Genomic DNA, 23,880 nt, shown 5'->3' with positions numbered 1-23,880 from the left:
CTTTAATTATTCAGAATACAGATATTCACCCCATTTTCCTGATCGAAAAAATGGGCCTTGGCCATATTAAAACCTACCCTGACTTCCTGTCCGGTTGCGGCGCGCAGCTCCGGACTCACCCTGACAACCACCTCCCTGCCGGCGATCCTTACATAATGGTAAGTCTCAGCCCCTCTCAATTCGCTGAACTCCAGCCTTCCCTCCAATGCCCACTCGGAATGACGGTCCCCAAAATCTCCGCTGCCCCAGAGATGTTCCGCTCTGATCCCCAGGACCACTTTCCGGTCCAGATACCCCTGCTCTTTTAATCTTTGTCCCCCGGCAGCAGGAACAGGCAGCAGGGCGTCGGCCAGCTTGGCATAAATACAGCCCTTTTCCTCGATCATCAAAACTTCCAGAAAGTTCATCCCCGGGCTGCCTAGAAAACCGGCCACAAACATATTGACCGGATGGTCATAGATGGCTTGGGGGCTGTCGATTTGCTGGATCAGGCCGTCCTTCATCACCACGATTCTGGTGCCCATGGTCATGGCTTCGGTTTGATCATGGGTTACATAAACAAAGGTTGTCTGCAGATTTTTGTGAAGTTTGGCAATTTCTATTCTCATCTGGGTTCTCAGCTGGGCATCCAGGTTGGACAACGGCTCATCCATCAAGAAAACCTTGGGTTTCCTGACAATGGCCCGCCCCAGGGCCACCCTTTGCCTTTGCCCGCCGGAAAGTTCCTTGGGTTTGCGCTGAAGCAGAGCTTCAAGTCCCAGAATCCTGGCCGCTTCCTCTACATTTTTCCTGATCTCGACCTTGGGCAGTTTTCTCAACTTAAGTCCAAAAGCCATATTGTCATAGACCGACAGATGGGGATAAAGAGCGTAATTTTGAAAAACCATGGCGATATCCCGGTCCTTGGCGGCCACCTCATTAACCAGCCGGTCGTCAATATATAATTCACCGGCTGAAATCTCCTCCAGCCCGGCTATCATCCTTAAAACGGTTGTTTTGCCACAGCCGGAGGGACCTACCAGGATTAAAAATTCCTGATCCTTGATTTCCAGAGAGAAATCCCTGACTGCCGCAACCCCGCCGGGGTAGGTCTTAGCTAAATTTTTCAGATGTAAACCCGCCATCTGCTGCCCTCCTATCAATAAAAGTAACCACGGTTAAAAATACAGAGCTGAATACCAGCAACACCTCCCCGGTCTCCATGACAAGGGGCATTTTGATGAGCCATAGCAAGGCAGTACCCAGGCTTAAGGCGGCCAGCAGGAAAATACTGCAGAACACTTCCACTTTGAGCAGCTTTTCCTGCAACAGCTGGGTCTGGTAGAGTCCCAGCAAGAACAGCGGCCAACCCAGAAAGATGTTTAAAAACAAGTTCCAGTTCTGGATGGTATTAAGGACATTCAGCTGAACTTCTCCGGGCGGCGCTGCATAGCCGGCGCTTTGCTGCCTGGTTTCAATCCCCTTCTTAATGAGGTCGGCCCAAAATGAAACATCAATCAGTTCATTGGGAATGTTCTGCGGCGGAATATATAAGCTAAAGCTGATTGATTTCCAGACCAGCAGCAGCACGGCAGCAAGGGCCGATACCGCCGCTATACCAAACACAAGCCTGACGGCGTCCCCCTTGATCATCTCCCACCAATAGTTATCCCGGAGTCTCAGGCGGCAGAAATGATCAATACCCTTTATTTTTCGCCTGAGCAAGCTGAAAAGCATCACCATGGCCACCGTCCCCGCCCCAAAATGGCGCAGCTGATTCCCTTGTTCCATCAGGAGACCCGCCAGATTATAATCGATGATTTTGTAGTTGGCCGTGTCCTGGCCGATGGAGGCCAGGGCCGAGGCCAAAACGGCGGTATTGCGGCCTGTGGTACCGGCATCCTTGGTTGCCACTGCCAATGAGGTTATGCGGGCATCCGCTTCCAGTTCCAACAGTTTTTTCGCCGGTATGTACAAAGTGCCGTAGCCCCGGTCCGTCAGAGTCCCGATCAGAAAACGGTCATTCCCGGCCACCCCGACTATCTTAAATTCCCGGCCATACAGTTCTATCTCCAGGCCCACCACATTGCCGTTCTGAAAAAGTGCCTGGGCCAGCTCTTCATCAATGACGGCCACCTGCTGGTTTTCCTGTTCGAAGGTTAAAAAATTGCCTGAACGCATGTTGATTTGCTGGAATTGAGCATACCGGTCATTCACCCCCAGCACCTGGGCCGGGCTCTGATTCTTTTGATAAGCGGCAGAAGTTGAAGCTTCCATGGCGTAAGCCAGATCGTAGTCCCGGAGGCTGTATTGGCTAAGCTGCCTCAGATCTTGCAGGGAAAAGGACCCTTCTTCCGGCTGATGGGAGCCGCCCAGCCAAGTGGCGGTGATTTTGCCGGTTTTGTGCAGGCCGCCAAGATCCGCCAATTGAGCAGGCAGGGATGACCCCAGAAGAGTGCTCCAGGTTAAGACCAATAGACCCAGGGCCAGAACAAGATAGGCCGGGTAGGCTGATTTATCCTGTTTCAATTGAGCCGGTTTCAATTTGCCCCCTCCTTTAGAACCCTGTCCCCGTCCTCCACCGGTTTATTGCTTTGCCACACCACTTCACCCATCACCATATCTGTAAGCGCAGACATTTCACGATCCCTGTCTTCCACATTGACGTTTACTTTTTGCAGATAGTTCTCCGTCCCTAAAGGCCCTTTTCTTGATTCCAGAACGAAGACATAGGAGCCGCTGCTGTCGTCATAAACCGCGCTGTTCGGTACGAGGGTATCGTAAGGCTTGGTTTTTTTGCTTAAATAGATTTCTCCCTTTTCGCCGCCGCTCAGGCCTTCCAGAGAGACGTCGATCCACAGATCCTTCTCCTCGCCGTTATGACGGCTGTTTTCCACGATCCTGTCGATTGTCCCCTCGGTTTTCTGATCCCCCAGGGAGAGCATATTCACACTCACCGTATCTCCGGGTTTGACATAATCAAGCAAATCCTTGTCAATGGGCACGATCAGCCGGAACCCCTGCCCCAGGTCAGCCAATTTAAACAGAGGCAGGGAGCTATTGGTCATCGACCCTGCAGGGAAATTCAGTTCTGTGATCAGGCCGTCCACAGGCGCTGTATACACGCCGTTGTTGGCCACCTGTTGGGCCAGAGCAGCCACCTTTCTGGCCTGTATTTCCAGATTAAGCTGAATATCCTCACAGTGCCTTTGCGCGTCCGCCAGGTTCCTGGCGGCATTTTCCAGGTTTACCGCCGTTTCGGCTTCATGATCAAACAGGACCTTCAGATTATCGTAATCTCTTTGTTTTTGCGCCTGCTCTGCCTGGGCTCCGGCCAGGGACAGCTGGAGCTGCCGGTAGCGGGCCTGTTCATCCTGATAATCCGACTTCAGACCGTCCACGTCCAGGATGATGATGGTCCGGCCTTTGCTGACCCTGTCCCCCTGCTCCACCCTGACCTCCTTGACCCGCAAATTGGCATCTGCATATTCCTCCCGGGTTGATTTGACCTCCACCGTCCCTTCCCCGAATATTTCTTTGATTAACGCCCCGTTGGTGGGCCGGACCGTCTGGACCCTGGGCAGAGCAAAGTTATTGATGGTATTGGAGAAGAATGTTAACCCGATCATTGTCATTAGGAAGAGCAGGCTCAGCTTTCCGATCAACTTTTTTCTTTGCCCATCACCTGCGATTGCTTCATTCCCCAATTTCCTGTCTCCCTTCCTGGACTAGTGCAGCGGCAACACAATAGCCCTTGTAGAGTAAGTGTGCAAGAATTTATATAGCAAGGCCTTCCTTGCTCAGCCTTTGATTCCGGAGAGCCGGATTCCTTCCAGCAAGTATTTTTCGGCATAAAGGAAGTTCAGCAGCGCCGGCAGCATATATAAAACGGACGCGGCAAAGGCCAATCCTTTTTCACCGTCGATGATTCTGGAAAGATAGAGGGAAAGAGGCTGTTTGGCCGCATCCTGTAAAAAAATCAAGGGCTGCTCCACCATGTTCCAGTTATCGATAAACACAAGGATGGCCATGGCTGCTATACCGCCCCTGGACATGGGCAGAATGATTTTGAGAAAAATCTGGAACTGGCTGGCTCCGTCCACCCGGGCCGCTTCAAGATAGGAGTCCGGTATTTGCTCCATATACTGTTTTAAGAGAAATACGCCAAAAGTGCTGAAGATGCCGGGCAGGATAATGGACCAATGGCTGTTAAGCAGGCCCAGCTGGCCGGCCATTAAATAATTGGGCACAAGCGTGACCTGGAAGGGCATCAGCATCACGATGATATACAAAAAAAACAGGAAATTCCTGCCCCTGAACTTCAGTTTGGCAAAGGCATAGGCCGCCAGGGTTGCCACCATCGTTTGCCCGATGACAATGGGGAAGGTGAGCAGCACAGAATTCCAGAACATGAACAGAAACTGGGTCTTTTTGATGAGTACGTTATAATACTGCTTCAGCACCACCACCTCGGGGATCAGCTGGAACCGGGCAAAGTGATCCCCGCTGTCCTCCTGATAGCTGCTTAAATTTTTGTCCGTCACCGGGTTATAATGAGCGGCGATTTCCTGTTCACTCATCAAGGAATTGGTGACGGTTACAGCCAGGGGAAACATCAGCAGGACAGCCAGTACCAGCAAAATTGCAAAATGGATCAGATTTCTGATCCGGTGGTTACCCTTCAAACACACACCCCCCTCTCGCCGGGTCTAATTAATCATATTGGTGATCTTTCTCTCCACGATAAAAAGCAATAAAACGACGGCCACGATAAAGGCAGCCATAATAAAGGCCGCAGAAGTCAATTTCTGATAATCCAAAGCCATAAACATATTGTTCATGTAGTGCTGCAGCATATAGATGCTGTTATGGGGATAATCTCCGGAGATAAGATACGTCTCCCGGAACACTTTAAAGGAATTGATCATCGAGATGACAAAAACAAAAAAAGTCGTGGGGGTCAAATAGACCAGGGTTATGCGAAAAAACTCCTGATAGCGGCTGGCCCCGTCGATCCTGGCCGCTTCGTAGTATTCAGCCGGTATATTCTGCAATCCGGCCAGAAACAGAATGACGCTGTAACCGATGTTTTTCCATAGATAAATCACCAGGACCACCACTCTGGACCAGTTGGTTTTCATCCAGTCCACAGACGGGTGACCCAGGGCATGGATCAGAGAATTTAAAACGCCGTTCAAATCAAAGAATGCCTGCCACACCAAAACCACCGAGGCCACGGGTACCACCAAAGGCGTGATCATAATGGTGCGGAACAGGTTCCGGCCCGGTAATTTTTGGTTCAATAACATGGCCGCTCCCAGGGAGAGCATCAGATTAAGGGGTACACAGATTAAAGTAAACTTGGCTGTATTGGCCAGAGCTGCTAAGAAGCTTGGTTTTTTTAACAAAGCGCCGTAATTATGTAGTCCGACAAACGTACCGTTAAGGGGACTGTCTACCAGGGAATAGTAAAAGCCGGTGACAAAGGGGAGCAAATAAAAAAGAGCAAAGCCCAGCAGGCTGGGCCCCAGGAAAAACCAGGCCAGACCGCCGTTATTCGTTTTTAATTTTCCAGTTTTCATCCTGACCACCCTAAACCAGCTGAGTCATTCTTTTTCTTTCCATATCCGAGACCCCTTTCCTGAATATCAAAGCCCGTTCGATTGGGCAAGTTCATCTTACCGAGATCAGGCAGACGATGTTGGAATTTTAACTTAGCAAAATCTTAAGAAGTGCTTATGAAGTACTTATTCTTTTCTTAAGCTGTCATACACTGCCAACGCGTCGGTAATATTGTACTGCTCGGACATATAAAACAGCTCCTCATTCTGTACTTAACCACAGAACAAGGAGCTATAGGACTTCCAGCTTATGGACTTCTTAAGGTTTTCTTATTGTTATAATGGAATTTTTACTGTAAATGTCGTATTTTCCGGGTTGCTTTCCACAGAGATCGTGCCGTCGTGAGCCTTGACAATTTCTTGGGCAATAGCTAAACCCAGTCCTGCTCCGCCGGTGTTTGTGGAACGTGCGGAATCTAAGCGGTAAAATTTCTCAAAAATAGTTTCCAGCTTTTTCTGCGGGATGGGGTCTCCCTGATTCGTAAACGTTATCACCATAGTCTTGTCCTGCTGCCCGGCAGCAATGTCAATGACGCTGTTTTCATAGCTGTAAGCGATGGCGTTTTTCAGAATGTTATTGAATACACGGGCCAGTTTGTCGGCATCTCCCCATAGAGTGAGGCCGTCAGGCACATTGACGGACACCTGCTTGGCCTGGGGAGCCAGCATGGGATAGAATTCATCGGCCAGCTGCTGGAGCATGAACTGTAAATTGATTTTTTCTTTATTCAAGACAATCGTTTGCAAATTAAATCTGGTGATCTCAAAAAACTCATTGATCAATTCTTCTAATCGATAAGCCTTTTCCAAGGTAATACCCACATATTTTGCCTTTTGTTCCGGAGGCATATCAGGTGCTTCATCGAGAAGACTTAAGTAGCCGATTACGGAGGTCAGAGGTGTCTTGATATCATGAGCCAAATAAACGACTAAATCATTTTTGCGCTGCTCGGCCTCCAGGGCGGCTTTCTTTTGTTTTTCCAGATTGTTTTTGATCTGATTCAGCTTATTTTCCATAAAATCCAATTCCGGTGATAAGGCTATTTCAGCGGCGGATTCCTCAACAAGTTTATCCATTCCGGCACTGACTTCATCAAAATATTTAGTAAACCAGGAAGTCGATAAGTTAAGCAAAATAACTACGAAGACAAGAATCACAATAAAGGTAATAATTTCTATATTACTGTAAAATACAGACCGATAAATTAATACCGCAACGTTTTCGCGCAAATCAAACGCAGTCATTAAAAAGCGGACTATGCTATCGCCCACACTGAAGTTTTTTTGAATGACAAAACGCAGGAAGATAACTGTTGCAGCCGTGGCAAAAACAATCAAGAGCATGCGAAGAAATAATTCCCTTTTTAACTTTGTATAATCATTCCTTCTTTTATCCCGCTCACTTTTCAATTTTATAGCCAACCCCCCATACCGTTTTGATATATTTAGGATGTTCCGTGCTGTCCTGCATTTTTTCCCTTAAATGCCGGATATGAACCATGACCGTATTATTGCTGTTGGTAAAATATTTGTCTCCCCATACCTCATTGAACAATTCTTCCGAACTGACTACCCGGCCGCGGTTGGAGCAAAGGACCCAAAGAATGGAAAACTCCGTAGGCGTGAGGGATAGTTTTTTTTCATTCAAGGTACATTCATGGGTATTCATGTCTAAGACCAAGCCGGAAAAGGCAATCACGTGTTCCTCTTGGTTTGGCTCTGAAGAATTATATTTGGTAAATCTCCGCAGCTGCGCCTTGACGCGGGCAATCAGCTCCAAGGGGCGGAACGGCTTGGTGATATAGTCGTCCGCGCCTAAGGTCAGCCCGGTAATCTTATCGATTTCCTCTTCCTTGGCTGTCAGCATGATCACCGGAAAATTATGCTTTTCCCGGATTTGCCGACAGATTGAAAAACCGTCTACATCAGGGAGCATGACATCCAAAATGGCCAGATCCAGCTTTTCCTTGGCAATACAGTCAAGGGCATCCTTGCCGTTATAAAATTTAAAGAGATTATAGTTCTCATTTTTCAGATAAACTTCCACCAAATCGGCAATAGCTTGTTCATCATCAACAATCAAAATATTGGCAGCCAAAAGCGTCAACTTCTTTCTTTTAAGTATATAACCCCATATTATTATACCGCAAAGCCAAAAATCCATTTTGCAGCTTTTTGCTTATGAAAATCTTAAGATTTTCTGAATATCACCATACCGATAAGGGACAGCCCACCCTATCGGCAAACTGTCCCTTTGGCAATTTTCTTGTCCTGCTCAATCAGGTGATGGGGAAATTAAAAGGCCAACGAGACAAGCCGGTCGATCACTTCGGCAAAGGGCAAGCCTGCGGCCGCCATCATTCTCGGAAAACGGCTGTATGAGGTCATGCCGGGCAAAGTATTCACCTCGTTGAGGATTACTGTTCCATCTTCTTTCAGAAACATATCCACCCGCGCCAGTCCCCTGCAGCCCAAAGCGCGATAGATGGCTTTTGCCGTCTCCTGAACCCGCGAGCGCGCCTCTGGGGAAATGTCGGCGGGAACGATTAGTGTTGAGTTTTCGGAACCCTTTTCCGGCTCATTCTCCTGATGGATTCTGAAAAAGCCATGAGACAGACAGATCTGATCGACCTCACCGGCCATCAAATCCAGATCGTTTCCAAATATCGCACAGCCTACCTCGCTGCCGACGACAGCCTCTTCAATCAGCACCTTCGAGTCATACTGTCTGGCGATTTCCACCGCACTCAGCAATTCTTCTTGGCGGCATACCTTAGTGACGCCGAAGGATGAACCCGAACGGGCCGGCTTGACATAAACGGGATAAGCAAGCCGTTCGGCGTCAATAGTCTCCTTCGCAGTGACCGTCCGGAACTTTGGCGTGGCAATTCCTGCCTTTCCAGCGACGATATAAGCCAGGGATTTGTCCATGCACAGAGCCGAACTCGGGATATCGCAGCCCACATAGGGGATGCCGGAAAGCTCCAACAAACCCTGTATCGCGCCATCCTCGCCAAATTTGCCATGCAGAACGGGAAACACCAGATCCAAGGGGATCCTTTGGTATTGCCCCTGCTCCAGAACAAGCAATCCCTGGACGCTTCTGTCCGGTGACAGGATAGCCGGACGGCAACTGCCCTTTTCCCAATTGGCCTCAGGGTAGTGACAAAGCTGCCAAACCCCATCTTTCGTAATCCCGATATAGAAGGGTTCATACTTTTCGAGATCCAGGTTTTTGGCCACCTCCCCAGCAGATTTAACGGAGACGGGATGTTCTTCGGAACAGCCTCCGAAGATAATTGCGATTTTCAACTTACTCATAAGCTTTCTCCTTTCAAATTTCCTTTTCCTCTGCGATAGCAGTTCCTTCCGGAAGCGGATACCCGATTTCAAATACATCCGTATAAAGCATATTTTCGGAAATAACTTGCTTGGATTTGTTGTCGATCACCTGCCGGCAAACGGAAACCCGCTCAAATATTTTTCCCTCTTTTTGGAGAAAGCGCTTATCACGATTAACAACCTCGTAACTATACCCTTTAGCCTGATCCATAAAAATACGGCCATAGATGTAAGGCCCATCAATGGATAGTTCAATTTGGAAGGTAAGATTGGTATCGTTTTTGACCTTTAAATCCAACCACCCTTCGTGGATTGTCGCGTCCACACCATCCGGTTCATCCTCATCGGGAGAAGGAAAATCTTTAATCTCATGAGCATGCCGTTCGACAATCGTGAGGGGAGTATGCAGAAAGAGCCAAAACAGCAAATTGCTGAGATGACACAAACCGCCTCCCGGAACCGTAACCAATTCGTCATTGACCACGCATAGACCGTCCTTATACCGCTCATTTTTCTCGGCATATCTCACCCGCTGCCAAAATGAAAATGTTTCGCCAGGGCGGATCAATAGGCCATTGACGGGCTCCGCAGCAAGGCGCAGATTAAACACCTTGTTCTCCTGGTATTTTATATCCATGCCGGTATTTTCATTGAGAAGCTTCGACTTGGTTTCATAAATGCAAAAAGGCAAAAACTCTGGAGCCTTTGCTTTGGCATAGTGGTTCCGGTCAAGGTACATCTTGGTATAGAAGCATAATTTCCGTTGTATCCTGCGGACCGGCAGCAGGAATGGGAATAACTGAGTCAATCTTTTTCTTTTCATGTCGAGACCCCTTTCAGGAATATGGTTTCACCACCCTACCGCCGTTTTAAGTACAGCTGGAAAGCCCGGTTAACGGGAAGCTAAAGCAGGGCGCGGACGATCTCCTCCGTATGCATGCCGCGGGAGCCTTTGACCAGAACTGCGTCACCGGGAGACAGAAAGGATTTCAACTCCTCAGCGGCCTGATAGTTATTGTCCAAAACGCGGCAGTCGATCCCGGCCCGGACGGAGCGGGCACCCTCGGCCACGGCTTTCGCCTCCTGACCGACGGTGAGTAAAATATCCACTCCGTTTTCCGCAGCGCAGACGCCGACTTCAAAATGCGCCTGCCGGGAATACTCCCCCAGTTCCAGCATATCCGCCAGCACGGCTACTCTGCGGCCGGCCCGGAACCCCGCAAGAACACTCAGGCTGCTTTTGGCCGCGCCGGGACTGGAGTTGTAGGAATCATCAATGACGGCAACCTCATTGACATGGTAAATCTGCTGGCGCATGGCCAGGGGGCGGTAATCCCTGAGTGCGGCGGCGGCCCGTTTCAGAGGCACGCCCAGCCGCTCCGCCACGGCCAGAGCGGCCAGGGCATCCAGAACATGGTGCATTCCCAGTACCGGCAGGGTCACCTCCACGCTCTCGCTCCCCGGAGCAAGGCAGCGGAAAGCGGTGGTTTCCTCTTGAACCGTAATCCCCTCCGCGCGAAAATCACACCAAGGCAACCTGCCATAAAAAACGGTCTCATACCCTGTCTTGCCGCGGAGTCCGGCCAGCATCGGATCGTCCCCGTTTAAAAACAGAACGGAACCCTGAGTGAACCGGTCGGTGATGTGCAGCTTCTCCCGCAGGATGTTCCCCTGGGTTTTGAGCTGGCCGATGTGAGTAATGCCGAGGTTGGTCATGACGGCGTACTTCGGCTCGGCGACCTGAGCCAGGCGCGCCATTTCGCCGAAATCGCTTATCCCCATCTCCACCACCGCCGCTTCGTGTTCCCAGGAAAACTGAAACATCATCAGGGGCAGTCCGATCTGGCTGTTATGGTTTCCTCCCGTCTTCATCACCTTGTATCCTGCGGAAAGTGCCAGTGCGGTCATTTCTTTCGTCGTCGTCTTCCCGGCGCTCCCTGTGATCCCGACGACAGGGATGGAAAATCTCTGCCGATAGGCGGCGGCAATCTGCTGGAGCGCCAGCTGAGTCGAATCCACCGCGATCCAGGCTTCTTCCGCCTCCATCCGCATATGCTCCTGGGTCAGTGCCGCGGCTGCACCCGAGGCGAATGCGGCGTGCAGAAAGGTGTGGGCGTCCGCCTTTTCGCCTTTGAGGGGGACAAACAGGGAACCGTCGGTCACTTTCCGGCTGTCGGTCACCACCGAGGTCACCATCGTATCCGGGTCCCCGCAGAGTAATTTTCCGCCGCAGGCGGCAACGATTTCGCGTACTGTCATTTCCATTGCAAAAAGCACCTCACAGCTCTCGTCGTCAAGATTGCTATTTCCGGTTTTGCACTAGCGGAACAGCATGTTTTACACTGTATGTATTCCGCCAGGTCTTATGCTCACTTCCGCCGGCATTCCCAGATGCCGCCGCACGCTGAGCTCCGGCTCAGCTAGGCGATGAGAAAATCAAAGTAAGTGTTGGGATAAGGTTCGTGTTTCAGGCTGTAATGCCACCACTCGCAAGCGTAGGAAACAAAACCGCTGGCCTCCATGATCGAACAAAGATATTGACGGTTTCTCGCTTCGGCTTGGCTGATTCCATGTGCGCCATGATGTGAGACTGAATCCATCAAATCAAAATCACCGCCCATGGGCACAAGTGTTCCGGAAGCTAAATGATAAAGGGTTAAATCAATGGCGCTGCCCCGGCTGTGGCCCGACTTGGCAGCCACATATCCTTTTTCGATGATCTCGGATCGGTCAATATTCGGATAGTGTTTCTGTTTCGTCCGGCCATCTTCCGGCTGTTTAGACCAGCGCAGAAAGCAATCTACGGCGCATTGAGGGCGGTAACCATCCCAAAGAAGCAAGCCAAAGCCCAAGGATGCGGCGTTTTCCCGTGCTTTTTCCAAGGCCGCGCACAACGCTCTCGTACCGACAATTCGATTGGCTGCATAGCCGTCCACCGGTTTGCCGGTAAAATTATCCCAGGTGGCGTATTTAGCATCCCAACGTATTCCTGATACCAACTCGTCCACAAAGACAAAATCACTTTTCATGGTCTTTCTCCTTTCAACGACACGATTCATCCTTTCATATTGACATTTTTCTTTGCTTTTATCCGAGACCCCCTTCCAGGAATATAAAAACCTGTCCGATTCGACATTTTCATCTTAGCGAAATCAGGCAGGCGATGTTGGAATTTTAACTTATGGATTTCTTAAGATTTCCTTATTTCCATATCCGGAGATTCAGATTAAGGAGAAAATCACCCTATCTTAAGGGTTTATTAAGGCATCTACCACTGAAGTCAACAATGTGCTATACTCTTTTTAGATGAATACGAACCTTCGAGGTAGGGTGAAATTCCCGACCGGCGGTAATGATTGCCCGTGCAATTCAGCCCGCAACTCAGTGTAGCGCCAGTGCTGCACCGACTGACTTGGTGAGACTCCAAGGCCGACGGTATAGTCCGGATGGGAGAAGGTACAAACCAGCTTAGGCCAAGTGGCCTTATGTTTGTTATGTTTGTATGTTTATGCCTCGAGGAACACCATTTCCTCGAGGCATTTTTGTTCTTTCTGATCTGAGGGTTTTATTCTCTACACATTTACTATTGGGGGATTTATCAATGCAACAATCAAAGCAAGCATCCAATCGGAGTATCTGGCTCATCGCACTGGGGGCGGCCATGTGGGGCCTGGACGGGGTCTTCATCGTATCCTTATTGCAACATGTGTCATCTTCACAAATCGTCTGGTTAGAGCACCTGTTACTGTTCTTATTTGCCGCACCTGTGCTCATCTGGAAGCGTCAGGAGCTGAAACAACTCAATGGCGGAGACTGGCTGGCTGTCTTATTTATCGGCTGGGGCGGCTCAGCTTTGGCCTCCATTCTGTTCACCGCCGGATTTACTTATGGCAATCCCAATGTGGTCCTTCTCCTGCAGAAAGTTCAGCCCATTTTTGTTATTCTTCTCGCCTCCTGGATGCTTAAGGAACGGATGAGAAAAGATTTCTATGCCCTGTTTGTTGTGGCCCTGATCGGCGCCTACCTGCTTACTTTCGGCCTGCACCTGCCAACTTCCGGAGTCAGCTTGGCACAGCTGCTCGGTTCCTTATGTGCCATCGGAGCAGCCGCCCTCTGGGGTGGATCCACCGTCATGGGCAAGCGTTTGATCGGAAAATTATCCTTCACCACCTTGACTGCCCTGAGATTTGCTGTCGCGCTGCCGCTCTTAACCATCATTGTCCTGGTACAGCAGCCCAACTGGGCCGACCTCGGTCAAAGTCTCCATCTGGCTCCGGTCTGGGCCAACCTGTTGTACCAGACCCTGGTGCCCAGCCTTTTAAGCCTCTTGCTCTATTACCGCGGCCTGAACGGCGTCCGGGCTTCCCATGCCACCATTGCCGAACTGGCTTTCCCGGCCACCGGCCTGCTTGTAAACTGGCTGATCCTCCACCAAACCATCGATTTAGGGCAATGGCTGGGCTTTGCCATCGTCTGGCTGGTGGTGCTGCAGTTATCGCGGATGCCTAATGACCCTAAGTCTGCGGTGAAAACTTCCGAAAGAGCCAACCTGGCCGGTTTATAGCACTTTATGCCTTATACCTTATGCCGAAGCCTGAGCTAAACAAATACCATTTCTTTAAGGACACAAAGACTGCCGCCTAAGCCTTGATGGGCTTTGGCGGCAGTCTTTAGTTTCTAAATTACTTGTAAAGCGGAGCGCCCACTGGCTTAACTACACAGCCCGGCCCACATCGTTTCCGGCCCGGATCGCCAAAGCGATATTATAAGGCTCATGGCAGTCCCCAATGGCGTATTTCTCCTTCACCCCAATACCCTCAAGCAAAGACTTGTTGGGCAGCAAGTCGGCGGCATTGATGATCGAGTCGGCGGGGATCACGGTTTCCACTCCGTAATCCGAGGCAATGGTAATCTTGCCGTCGCCGATTTCCTTGATCGTGGCTCCCGGATAGGCTTTGACACCCAGAGCATAGAGGGCTGTCGTCATAAAACGCTGGGCATGATGAGACTGTTGCTTATCCAGATCCTCGTTGGGATTCGGTGTCACAATAGTGACCTTCTTCTTGCGCACCGTCAGCCATAAAGCGGCATCGAAGGCCTGAGCATTGGAACCGAATACCACCACGTTTTCGCCGGTGTTGTTGCCCATGAACCGGTCATAGTCGATAATCGGTACATTGCCGCCGCTTACGCCCACCTCCCCCGGCAAAGAGCCGGTGGCAAGGATTACGGCATCGGGGGCTTCGCCGGCGATCAGGGCGGCGTCCACTTCCTTGCTCAAAACGACGGTCACGCCGGTAACCTCCAACTGCCTGGCCAGGTAATCCTTAAGGTCGCCGAGGTTTTCGTGAGGTCCTTTGACCATGCCGGCAAAAGTGAGCTTGCCGCCGAGGGCACCGGTCTTTTCATAGAGGGTGACTTTGTGGCCGCGGGCGGCGGCGATGCGGGCGGCTTCCATACCGGCAGGACCGCCGCCGATGACCATAACCTTCTTCGCCGCTGCAGCCGGTTGAAGCTCATAAGTCTTCGGACCTTTGTCGGTCATTACCCGTTGCGTCAGGGCGTTAACACGGCAATACCCCATCTCACGGTTCATCTCGTTGGAGCCGATGTGGCAGTGGAGGCAGCGGGTGCAGGGGGCGATTTCGTCGCCGCGTCCCTCCTTCAGTTTGTTGACGTATTCAGTATCAACGGTAAGGGGGCGGTTCATAAGATAGAAGTCGACTTTGCCCTCGGCCAGTGCCTTCTCAAAGTAATCCGGGGCATGGGCCGGATCCATGTAGGTGACGGTGCCGCAAGGGATCTTAAGCGCTTCTTTGTAACGCCCGACAATATCGATCAGCATGCCGGCGCCGCTGTGGTTGGCGATCAGCTGGCCTTGCCAATGCCTGGAGAAATCCCACTGGGTGCCGTATCCGGTGGCGCCCTCAATCCCGTTTAAGATAAAGTAAAGGTCGCTGCCGAATTGACAAGGGTGATTGTCGAGGGGGCCTAAGCGCAGGTGCATGGCATCGCAGCCGGCGGCCTCGATCAACCTGGCCAGGCCGATGCCCTCTTCAATCGTCGTTACTTTATTGTGGGGCGCAGTCACCGCATTGTCTAACGTCGCCAGGGTGGCGTTGTTGGTAAGGTTGTCGTTTTCCTCAATGCAGTCGATCAAGACTTGAACGACAAAGTCGCTGCCGCAGGCTTGTTTGATTTTTTGGATGCATTCGGTCACGAAGCGCGCCCGGTTTTCCAGACTGCCTGGGCCGTATTCATCCGTGCGGGCGTTGTGGAAACGGGAAAGGAAATGCTCGCCCAGGTTAAAGCCGGCGGCGTTGATCTCGAACGCGGCAAAGCCCATTTGCTTGATCTGCTGAGCAGTGTTCACATAGCGGGCCTGGAACGCAGCAATGTCTTCTTTCGTCATGTCGTTAACCGGCTTCAGCGGAAACCCGTACGTCTGATAACCCAGCTTGGCGCCGTATTTGCCGCACTCGGCGACGAGCTTCCTGCCGAATTCCAGCGCTGCCCCAGATGCCGGGCTGCCGTCGGAAGGCGGCTCCAGCGCGGCGACCATTTCCACCCAGATCAGCTCAACGCCGCCCTTGGCAAACTGTACGTAGTACTGGAGGAGCTCATCGGTAAGCCCGGCGAGGTAAGTGGCCGATCCGGCGGCGGACTTGACCATGCGGTGGCTGAGGTTGAGGGGGCCGATCTGCAGAGGCGAAAACAGGGTCTTGAAGTCGGTAGTGTTTTGACGGTAGTCGTAATCCTGCGGATTAAGATAGGCCGCCGCGATCAGTTCACCTGCAGCTGCCGCTCCGGCCGCGCCTCCTGGGGCACCTTCCGCGGGGCTGCCGGAGCCGGAACCGCTGCCTGCCGGCGCGGCGGGCGAGCACCCGCTAAGTCCCGCTCCCGCGGCAACCACCCCGGCCGCTCCGACACCTTTGAGAAATTGACGTCTTGATAAACTCATAACTCCTTCTCCCTTCTAAGATGGCTTCTCCCACGCCGATAGATTTGAAATTATTTGCCCATAGCGTACTTAGCCGCGTTGGCACCGGCCAGCCGGCCGGAGGTTAACGCCCAGCTTTGGGCCTGACCGCCGTATGGGGTGTAAGGAACATCACTGGAGAACAGAACACCCATGGAGTCCTGGCCCACGGCGTAGAGATTCCCGATGGGAGAACCGTCGGCCCGCAGCACGTTCATGGCGTCGTCCACGTTCAAGCCGCCGCAGGTAGCATAGGCGTAGCCTGAGCAGATCACTGCGTAGTAGGGTCCCTGAGCGCCGTTCAGGCTATCCTTAAGAGTCGCTGCGTCGCAGCCGATGGCTTTGGCCAGATCCTCGGCGCTTTCAGCAGTGAGGACGTTCTTATAGCCGGCTCCCACCTTGAGGATTTCATCGATATTGGCGATGGGCTTGCCTGCCTCCACGGTTCCACCCTGATCCATGAACATGGACTTATTGACCTTGGCCAGGCCTTTGGTCTTGATCGCCTCGATCTGAGCAGCAGTGTAGATATTATAGTACCGGTATTGAGGGGCCAGGCAGATCTCCTCTCTCGTGTTCCACAGCTTCCCGTTCCCATCCACAGCCAGAGCGTCAGTGGCGATAGCCAGAGAGGTGAGGACCTGCTTGCCGTCGGCATCCAGATCGTTGTTCTTGATAAGATTGGCCACCTGGTTGATGTGCACCATAGGGGGAATATCGGGATTCATAAGCGCACCGCCGGCAGAGAGGCCGAGCTTGATGCCGTCGCCGTCGTCCACCGTCATGGCGACAGTGTTGGCCGGGCCGTCCAGGTATTCCTTCATCATGTCAGCATTGCCAATAAAGCCGCCGGTGGCCAGAATGACGGTCTTGCCATAGATCTCATAAATGGTGCCGTCGTGGTAGACGGCTTTCACCCCGGCCACCTTGTCGCCGTCCATCAGCAGTTCCTGAGCAGTGAGCTCCAGCATATATTCGGCGGCAGGGTTCTGAGCCTGGGCCTTTTTGACCGCGTTTTCGAACATATAGGTCTTGTTGGTGCCGAAACGGTTCTTGGTTTCACCGCCATAGTAGCACCAAATCTTCCAGTCAGGGTAGGGGCTGAGGATAAAGCTGCTCATGGGGGAGAACTGGAATCCCCAGTCCTTGATCATCCAATCCAGGGTCTCACCAGACTCGTCGATGGCCATACGGATCATCTCCGGCTTGGCGTCGGCGCCGCAATAGTCCTTCCAGGCCTTGTAAAGGGCGTCGGCGTCGATGTACTCTTTGCCGCCGAACTCCTCATCCATCTTAACCTGGGAGTTTGCGGCCATGGGACCGCTGGTGGTGGCGCTCTGTCCGCCCAGCTTAGCCGTGGTCTCAATGCCGAAAACCTTGGCCCCCGCCTGGGCAGCGGACAGGAAGGAGGTGATGCCGGAGCCGCCCATGCCTACGATAATGACATCGTAGCCCTCCTTTTTCACAATCTTGGTGGACCTAGCTACCTCGCCATACCACTCAGAGCTCCTACCGCCGGCGGCCTCAATGGCCTGCTCCACGCAGCCGCGCACACCATTGGAGGAGAGGGTGGCTCCACTGATGCCGTCCACCGCCAGAGATTGGGCCTCCAGGATCCGGGGAATATAATTGTCAAGAACGGTATAGAAAATCTCGCCGGTGTAAGTCTCTTGCTCCTCCACGATGTTGATGTCCGTGATGGTATTATCCTTGAACGTCACATCCGCCTTAATCATTCCGGTCCAGCTGAAGCCGGGAGCCTGACCGCTGTAAGTACCGTCGGCTACAGGGGTCTTCTGGTCGGTATCCTCCCCTTTGGCCTGGGCCACGCAGTTCGCGGCGGCGGTCAGGACCGCTTTGCTTGTGTAGCTGGCGCCGCTTATGCCGTCGATGTCGGCAGACTGCGCCTCCATGAGCATTCCGGGAAACCCTTCGATGGCTTTGCCGCCGACGGCGGGAGTCTCGTCAGCTCCCTCAATCTTCACGTCGGTGATGGCATTAGCATCAAAGGTCATGGTGACGGAGACCTTGCCACCGAATCCCGCTGCCTGGGCAGTATAGGTGCCAGGGGTATAAATTCCTGCTTTCGTTCCTGTTTTAACTCCGGAGCCGGAGCAGCCGGTCAGTACCAGACTCAGTGCCAGCAGGCAGAGCAAGAGTGTGCCGCAATGCTTTTTCATTCCTTTCATTCTCCCTTTCCTTCCTTTCTTCTCCTTGCCGACTTGTTAATCGGAACTTTATAAAAAAGATACATTAATCATAAACTTGGGGGTTACACCGGAGTCAACACTATTTGTGAAAGTATTTTTATTTAATTGTACTTTTTTTAACAATATTGTATGATTGAAAGTGTATACCCCTTAGATTCTTAAGCAAGGAGAGAACAGTCATGAAATATCGTATAGGCGAATTTTCTAAGCTGCTGGGGGTTACAGTGGATACGCTGAAACATTACGAATCATTGCAAATCATCGAACCGCTTAAGGATGAGAAAAACAATTATCGTTACTTTGACGACTATGATGCCAGAACCATTATTAAGAGCAGAACTCTGAGAAGCCTGAACTTGCCTTTAGACGATGTGGCAAAACTCATGGCAAGTGATTCGACAACAGATGTTGTTGAGATAATGGAAGAATCAAAACAGGCCTTAAAGGAGCAAATTCATAAAAACACCCTGCTTCTGAATAAAATGACAGAAGTTCAGGATGAAATAATCGCGATTAACTCATCGCTGCATAAATTTAAAATTAAATCCCTGCCTGGGCTGTATCGCCTGCAGCATACAGATAAAGATCATTTGTTAAAAAATAGTTCCATCGAAAATGCCGTCAGCAGCTGGATGAATGCTTTACCCTATACATTTTCTTGTTTCCGAATTAAGACGGAAGAATTTTTATCCGGACTGGAGATTTATGACTATGACTGGGGACAGGCTATTTGGGAAAATGAATTAGAATATGTTGATCTGAAAATTACTGAGGATATTGAATATATACCCCCACAGACTTACTTATCTACGGTATTATCCAGCACGAATCGTGAATATTTCCTAAGTAATTCAAGAGCCTTGATCATGAATCAGATCAATGAACAGCCCTATGCCATTATGGGAGACATTGTCGGCAAGTTGATCTTTACGTCGATAAAAAATGGGCGGCGCATCTCCTATATTGAAATATACATCCCTGTTCAGGGAGAACTTTAGATTCTCATTGAATCCCCCCTTATAATAGGAAAAACAACTAAGGCATCAGAACTTTTTAGGTTCCGATGCCTTTTGTCAACGATTCCTCATTTCCCCAATAAAAGATAGCGGATGACCGGTATTCTGCTAACGATTTCATAGAAAAGTATGGGTGCGGCGAAAGTGAACGGCAGCAGAATCAGATAAACCGCCGCCATGGGCAGCTCGGTATAAGTCGTGAGCCAATACGCCGCCGTGACCAGAAGAGGATAATGGAACACATAAAGCGCGAAACTGCGTTTTTGCAGATACTTCGTTAAGGAATTGCTGAAATCAAGCCATCTCTGCGCACATCCCAGAATAGCGAGAATCATCATCCAAAGGTATAGGTTCGTGAGCGGGTGCTGCAGGCAGGCGTCGGACGCATAGTTCTGGCCGAAAAAATACAAAACTTCAGCGACCCCCAACCCGACGGCAATGATGGAGAACAGGACAGCATGTTGCTTAAGCTTTGCCAAAACGGTGTCATGGGAAAATACATAGTAGCCGAGCAGGAACATCAGCCAATAAATCCCGTTGCGGAAGACAACGACAACAGGCAGATTGAGCACAAAGGAAGAACCCCATACCGGCAGGAAGAGCAAAACCATCAGCGGCAGGCTGGCCTTCCCCGCCAATGTCCAAAGTCTGTCCCGGCGATCAAGCTTACGAATCAGCAGCAGAAGCATGGAAATCACAAACAGCTCCAACAAAAACCACAGCGGTCCTATATTCAGAGTATACACCAGATATTTTACAAAACCCGGAACCGCCTGCCCGCCGAACATATCCACATAATGGGCGGTAACCCACCCGTTGAGCCAGCCCAGTAAAAACGCGCCGCCCAAATATGGGACGATCAGTTTGTGCACCCTTTCCCGGGCGAATTGCCCGGCGCTGCGTGTCTGCAGGGAATACCTGGCGCTGATGCCGGCAACCACAAACAACAGGCACATAAACCAGGGGTAAAGAAAATAACAGATGCTGTCCAGCGCCGGAATTCCCTGTATAGGAATATTGCTGACAACCCCCGCGCTGTTAAAAATATAAACCACATGATACATGAGTACAAGTACAATTGTCGCGGAACGGATATTATCAAAGTACTTTTTCCTTGGCGGAGCGATATTACCGGACATTATTCCTCCTCCTCCCTTCCGTCGTTCTCCGGAGGCCTGTTCTGGGAGAAGATCGCCTTTGCCAGTTGGGCAAACATATCCTTCGGGGGGATGGCAATACCCTGCTTTTCATCGGCTAAAACAATCAGTGTGTCACCCGGCTTGATATTAAAAATCTCTCTCGCTTCCTTGGGAATAACAAATTGTCCTTTTTCGCCCACCTTGACAGTCCAGGCATATTTTCCTTCGGGAGAAGCCATAGAATTATCTCACATCCTTATAGTATAATTTGTGTCTTGAGTATGAAAAGTATGAATGGTATCCTTATTATAAATCGATTATCTTGCGCAGTCAAGGTATCCGCAACGCTTGCTGTTTTTTTCGGGCATGCTGATTGCCAAAGACAAAACCAGCTCATTTATGCTGCGCTTATTTACCTCCCCCTTAACCTCAAGTCATTTTATCTTCGGGTATACCCTTCCTCTGTTCCCTATGGCCGTGTTGCAGATTGCCGTATGCTTTGCGGTGGCCTTTATTCTTGGGTTGGCTATTAATATAAATGCCTTGCTCACCATTGTGGTGTTGATTCTGGCAGCAGTTTTATTTATTGCCATCGGTCTGTTATGCGGAGCATTATTAGCCAATTTAACTGCGTGGCTTTCCGACATTTGGTTTGATCTCGATTTGGTCGGTGGTGCATTTAAAAGCATTGCCGAGGCTCTGCCATTCGTTCATGCTGTTGAAGCGGGAAGAGCCGCGCTTGCCGGAGATTATTCAGCCATATTCCCGGACTTATGGTGGGTCATCTGTTATGCCGCTGTGATTATGGCGATTGCCATATTGGTCTTTACAAATAAAATGAACAGTGACACCACCTAAAAATAGGACGTCCTCTAAAATTCCCGATGTCATCCAGGAATCAGATAAAAAACAAGGCCAAAATCTGCACTTCTTCGGCCTTGTTTTTGCTTATTTTCTTCACATTTTCCTTTTGGCGCTTATTAAGCTGCTTATTAAGGCTGCTCCACTGCAGATCAATGGCAAAGTGAAGAACCCCCATTTGGTAATAATAAAACCGCCCATCATGGAACCAAGGGTAATCCCAATATATAAGGCTGTGTTATTTAAGGCAAGGGCCATACCACGAGTTTCTGGAAATTCTTCCGCCAAACGGGCTTGATATGAAGTAAAGGAAGCATATCCAATCAGTGCCCACAAAAACAACAAAAAATAAACCCAAGTTCCCGCTGAAAGGAAAAAACCTAATAAGGCAAGTATGCCGACAAGCATGACTGTACTGAATATGGAAACCTTTCTTGCACCAATTTTATCTGTAACTCTTCCACTGAACAGACTGCCAGCCACAGCTCCTATACCATAGGCAGTGATTGAAGCCGCAAGTTCACTTGAAGAAAAATGGTTATCTAAAACCAATCCTGTGCCGAGAAATACATAAAGAGCATACATGGCAATTGCCCAAAAAGCAGTGACACTCACTGCAGAAATAATTTTCAGGGCGCTTCCTTTCACCTGTGCTTCTGCTGGATGTGCTTGATTTGTTGATGCCCAAACCCTGAAGTTTAAAATTGACAGTAAAGCAGCAATGACAGCTAAACTAATAAAAACAGAACGCCACCCCAGAAATTGTTCCAACAAAGTTCCCAGCGGCGCTCCTGCCCATAAAGCCGTAAGATGTCCTGATACTACAATAGAAAGCCATACTCCCCTACGTTCAGGCAATGCTGTATCGCCAATAATTGCATAGACTAAAGGGGTTATTGACGCAACAGATAAACCGGCAAAAATACGGCTGGTTATTAACATTGCAAATGATTGGGAAATGGCTGTCAAAAAATTGGCTATGCCAAACGAGAATAAACCGCAAACAATCAGAAGGCGGCGGCCTTTACGGTCTGAAAGCCATCCAAAAAGCGGGGCACTGATGGCATACATCAGTGAAAATACAGTAACCAGCCACCCTGCAACAGCAGGAGTTATTGCGTATTCTTGAGCAATAAAGGGTAACAAGGGAGATATCACAAACAAATCAGTACCAATGATAAATAAGGTAAACCACCCTGTAAGAAGATAAATGGCTTCTTTTAAGCTAATACGAATATCAACCACCCTTAAACAATATATTGGCATCTCGATCATTTATGAGTATTTCCAGAGACTTAATAAAATGAAAAAATCTCCACTGCTTTAATGTAGTGGAGATTTTCGCTTAGACGCTTTCCTGGGGAATCGGCACGCTTTTAGGAAGCTTTTTCATCTCGAAAAGGATAACGGTGGAGGTAATCAGGACCGCTAAACTATCGGCGATAGGAGCTGTTCTCCATACCCCTTCGATTCCCCAAAAATTCGGCAGAATCAGAAGCAGCGGAATGAAGAGCAGCACCTGCCGGGATAAGTTGAGCAAGGTGGATTGAAGCGGCTTGCCCACAGCCTGAAAATAACTGGAGCAGAGAATTTGAATTCCGATCAGGGGCAAAAGCGCAAAGAAGACCAACATGGCATGAACGGTAAGTTGGGTAAGAGCCACATCATCTTTGCTGAAAAGACCGATAATTTGATAAGGCCAGATCCGGATCACCACATAGCCGACGACGGCCAGGATGGTGCTGAAAAGAACGGATTTCTTCAAGGTTTCTTTGATCCGGTCATACTGCTTGGCCCCGTAGTTAAAGCCGATAAGCGGCTGAGCGCCCTGGCTGATGCCGACGATGGGCATAAAGATGATCGTGGAGATGCTCATGATGATGCCTACGGCCGAAAGGGCTATATCACCACCATAGACCATCAGGGTCTTATTTAAAATCGTTTGCTGAATACTGTTGGCAATTTGCATAGCGAAGGGAGCAAAGCCGATCACCAGAATGCTGAAAACGATAGATGGTTGGGGTTTAAGGTTTCTGAGGTGAATTTTAATCGTGCTCCGGTTGGTGAAGTAGTACCCCAGGACAAAAAGCGCTGAGACGGTTTGACTGCAGATGGAAGCCAGGGCTGAGCCTTTGATCCCCAAGCCCAGTTTGAAAATGAAAGTATAATTCAAAATGACATTCAAGACTGCACCGATGATCTGAGTGAGCATGGCATAACGGGGATTTCCTTCAGCACGGATAAAGTTGTTCATGCCAAAGGCAATGGAACCGGAGACTGAACCCAGCATAATAATATGGGTAAAATCCCTGGCATACGGCAGAACTTCCGCACTGGCACCGAACAATTTCAGAATCGGGTCGGTAAATATGAGATAAACAATGGTGAGCAGCAAGGGCAGCAGAATAAGCAGTCCGGTAGCATTGCCGGCAATTTTTTCTGCTTCTTCTTTTTTCTGTTCACCCAGACGAATGGAGATCAAGGCCGTGGCGCCAATAGCGATCAGCATCGAAGTAGCCATATTGATAATCATAATCGGGAAAGCCACCGTGGTTGCGGCAATTCCAATATAGCCGACGCCCTGTCCGACAAAGATTCGGTCCACGATATTGTATAAAGCATTGACCAGCATGCCGATAATTGCCGGCAAGGAGAACTTCCAAAGAAGTTTGTCGATTTTCTCATCACGCATTTCTAAATTCCTATTCATTATCTGTCCCCTCTAAACTCTTT

General features: G+C 50.1%; 20 protein-coding genes and 1 riboswitch. Of the genes, 3 read left to right on the top strand and 17 right to left on the bottom strand.

The features are described from left to right. Window positions 1–2 precede the first annotated feature (2 nt). From DHAF_RS08335 to DHAF_RS08285, 11 genes are all read right to left on the bottom strand, one after another. Window positions 3–1,124, bottom strand: a complete 1,122-nt coding sequence (locus DHAF_RS08335; RefSeq protein WP_015943588.1) for an ABC transporter ATP-binding protein — start codon at window positions 1,122–1,124, stop codon at window positions 3–5. Further along, on the bottom strand, window positions 1,093–2,523 hold the full coding sequence (locus DHAF_RS08330) for an ABC transporter permease (RefSeq protein WP_015943587.1): 1,431 nt from the start codon (window positions 2,521–2,523) through the stop codon (window positions 1,093–1,095). The genes DHAF_RS08335 and DHAF_RS08330 overlap by 32 nt, the downstream gene beginning before the upstream one ends. Next, window positions 2,520–3,686: an efflux RND transporter periplasmic adaptor subunit gene (locus tag DHAF_RS08325; protein ID WP_015943586.1), complete on the bottom strand. Its 1,167-nt coding sequence runs from the start codon at window positions 3,684–3,686 to the stop codon at window positions 2,520–2,522. The genes DHAF_RS08330 and DHAF_RS08325 overlap by 4 nt, the downstream gene beginning before the upstream one ends. Window positions 3,687–3,779: 93 nt before the next feature. Next, window positions 3,780–4,664: a carbohydrate ABC transporter permease gene (locus DHAF_RS08320; protein WP_005809506.1), complete on the bottom strand. Its 885-nt coding sequence runs from the start codon at window positions 4,662–4,664 to the stop codon at window positions 3,780–3,782. Window positions 4,665–4,688: 24 nt separating this feature from the next. Next, window positions 4,689–5,561, bottom strand: coding sequence for a carbohydrate ABC transporter permease (locus DHAF_RS08315; protein WP_005809508.1), 873 nt, complete (start codon window positions 5,559–5,561; stop codon window positions 4,689–4,691). 315 nt (window positions 5,562–5,876) lie between these two features. Further along, entirely contained in the window at window positions 5,877–7,022 is a 1,146-nt protein-coding gene (gene vanS / locus DHAF_RS08310) for a vancomycin resistance histidine kinase VanS (protein WP_018305055.1), read from the bottom strand. Then, entirely contained in the window at window positions 7,000–7,698 is a 699-nt protein-coding gene (gene vanR, locus DHAF_RS08305) for a VanR-ABDEGLN family response regulator transcription factor (RefSeq protein ID WP_015943584.1), read from the bottom strand. Before vanR ends, vanS begins: the two co-directional genes overlap by 23 nt. 197 nt (window positions 7,699–7,895) lie before the next feature. Beyond that, a complete protein-coding gene (gene vanI, locus DHAF_RS08300; RefSeq protein WP_015943583.1) occupies window positions 7,896–8,921 on the bottom strand; it encodes a D-alanine--(R)-lactate ligase VanI in 1,026 nt (341 codons plus the stop codon). A gap of 13 nt (window positions 8,922–8,934) precedes the next feature. Continuing rightward, window positions 8,935–9,765, bottom strand: coding sequence for a glycopeptide resistance accessory protein VanW (gene vanW, locus DHAF_RS08295; protein WP_015943582.1), 831 nt, complete (start codon window positions 9,763–9,765; stop codon window positions 8,935–8,937). Between the two features lie 80 nt (window positions 9,766–9,845). Beyond that, window positions 9,846–11,201 (bottom strand): UDP-N-acetylmuramoyl-tripeptide--D-alanyl-D-alanine ligase, encoded by a 1,356-nt coding sequence (locus DHAF_RS08290; protein WP_242659991.1) that lies wholly within the window; start codon window positions 11,199–11,201, stop codon window positions 9,846–9,848. 161 nt (window positions 11,202–11,362) lie between these two features. After that, complete coding sequence (locus DHAF_RS08285) at window positions 11,363–11,971, bottom strand: D-Ala-D-Ala dipeptidase VanX-I (RefSeq protein ID WP_015943580.1); 609 nt, start codon at window positions 11,969–11,971, stop codon at window positions 11,363–11,365. Between the two features lie 283 nt (window positions 11,972–12,254). After that, a riboswitch (FMN riboswitch) is annotated at window positions 12,255–12,404 on the top strand. Between the two features lie 139 nt (window positions 12,405–12,543). Between DHAF_RS08285 and DHAF_RS08280 the strand changes: the two genes are divergently transcribed. Beyond that, window positions 12,544–13,506 carry a DMT family transporter gene (locus DHAF_RS08280; RefSeq protein WP_015943579.1) on the top strand — a complete coding sequence of 321 codons (963 nt, stop codon included), beginning with the start codon at window positions 12,544–12,546 and terminating at the stop codon, window positions 13,504–13,506. A gap of 150 nt (window positions 13,507–13,656) precedes the next feature. Here the strand turns inward: DHAF_RS08280 and DHAF_RS08275 are convergent, their stop codons facing one another. Together DHAF_RS08275 and DHAF_RS08270 are read right to left on the bottom strand one after the other, a co-directional pair. Further along, window positions 13,657–15,903 carry an oxidoreductase gene (locus tag DHAF_RS08275; protein ID WP_015943578.1) on the bottom strand — a complete coding sequence of 749 codons (2,247 nt, stop codon included), beginning with the start codon at window positions 15,901–15,903 and terminating at the stop codon, window positions 13,657–13,659. Window positions 15,904–15,953: 50 nt separating this feature from the next. Then, window positions 15,954–18,110 (bottom strand): FAD-binding protein, encoded by a 2,157-nt coding sequence (locus DHAF_RS08270; protein WP_041271937.1) that lies wholly within the window; start codon window positions 18,108–18,110, stop codon window positions 15,954–15,956. Between the two features lie 200 nt (window positions 18,111–18,310). Between DHAF_RS08270 and DHAF_RS08265 the strand changes: the two genes are divergently transcribed. Then, window positions 18,311–19,129 (top strand): MerR family transcriptional regulator, encoded by an 819-nt coding sequence (locus DHAF_RS08265; protein WP_015943576.1) that lies wholly within the window; start codon window positions 18,311–18,313, stop codon window positions 19,127–19,129. Window positions 19,130–19,215: 86 nt separating this feature from the next. Here the strand turns inward: DHAF_RS08265 and DHAF_RS08260 are convergent, their stop codons facing one another. Both DHAF_RS08260 and DHAF_RS08255 read right to left on the bottom strand, forming a co-directional pair. Next, on the bottom strand, window positions 19,216–20,286 hold the full coding sequence (locus DHAF_RS08260) for an acyltransferase family protein (protein ID WP_015943575.1): 1,071 nt from the start codon (window positions 20,284–20,286) through the stop codon (window positions 19,216–19,218). Next, window positions 20,286–20,525, bottom strand: coding sequence for an AbrB/MazE/SpoVT family DNA-binding domain-containing protein (locus DHAF_RS08255; RefSeq protein ID WP_005809523.1), 240 nt, complete (start codon window positions 20,523–20,525; stop codon window positions 20,286–20,288). Before DHAF_RS08255 ends, DHAF_RS08260 begins: the two co-directional genes overlap by 1 nt. A 109-nt stretch (window positions 20,526–20,634) precedes the next feature. Here DHAF_RS08255 and DHAF_RS08250 point away from each other — a divergent pair, with 109 nt between their 5' ends. After that, on the top strand, window positions 20,635–21,144 hold the full coding sequence (locus DHAF_RS08250) for an ABC transporter permease (RefSeq protein ID WP_015943574.1): 510 nt from the start codon (window positions 20,635–20,637) through the stop codon (window positions 21,142–21,144). A gap of 99 nt (window positions 21,145–21,243) precedes the next feature. Here DHAF_RS08250 and DHAF_RS08245 read toward each other — a convergent pair whose 3' ends face one another. Further along, complete coding sequence (locus DHAF_RS08245) at window positions 21,244–22,422, bottom strand: MFS transporter (RefSeq protein ID WP_005809526.1); 1,179 nt, start codon at window positions 22,420–22,422, stop codon at window positions 21,244–21,246. Window positions 22,423–22,492: 70 nt separating this feature from the next. Continuing rightward, a complete protein-coding gene (locus DHAF_RS08240; protein WP_005809528.1) occupies window positions 22,493–23,857 on the bottom strand; it encodes an MATE family efflux transporter in 1,365 nt (454 codons plus the stop codon). Window positions 23,858–23,880 lie beyond the last annotated feature (23 nt).

Source organism: Desulfitobacterium hafniense DCB-2, assembly GCF_000021925.1.
In the GTDB taxonomy this organism is placed as follows: domain Bacteria; phylum Bacillota; class Desulfitobacteriia; order Desulfitobacteriales; family Desulfitobacteriaceae; genus Desulfitobacterium; species Desulfitobacterium hafniense.
The sequence above is the reverse complement of the archived record's forward strand: the minus strand, read 5'-3'. Positions and strand labels throughout refer to the sequence as shown.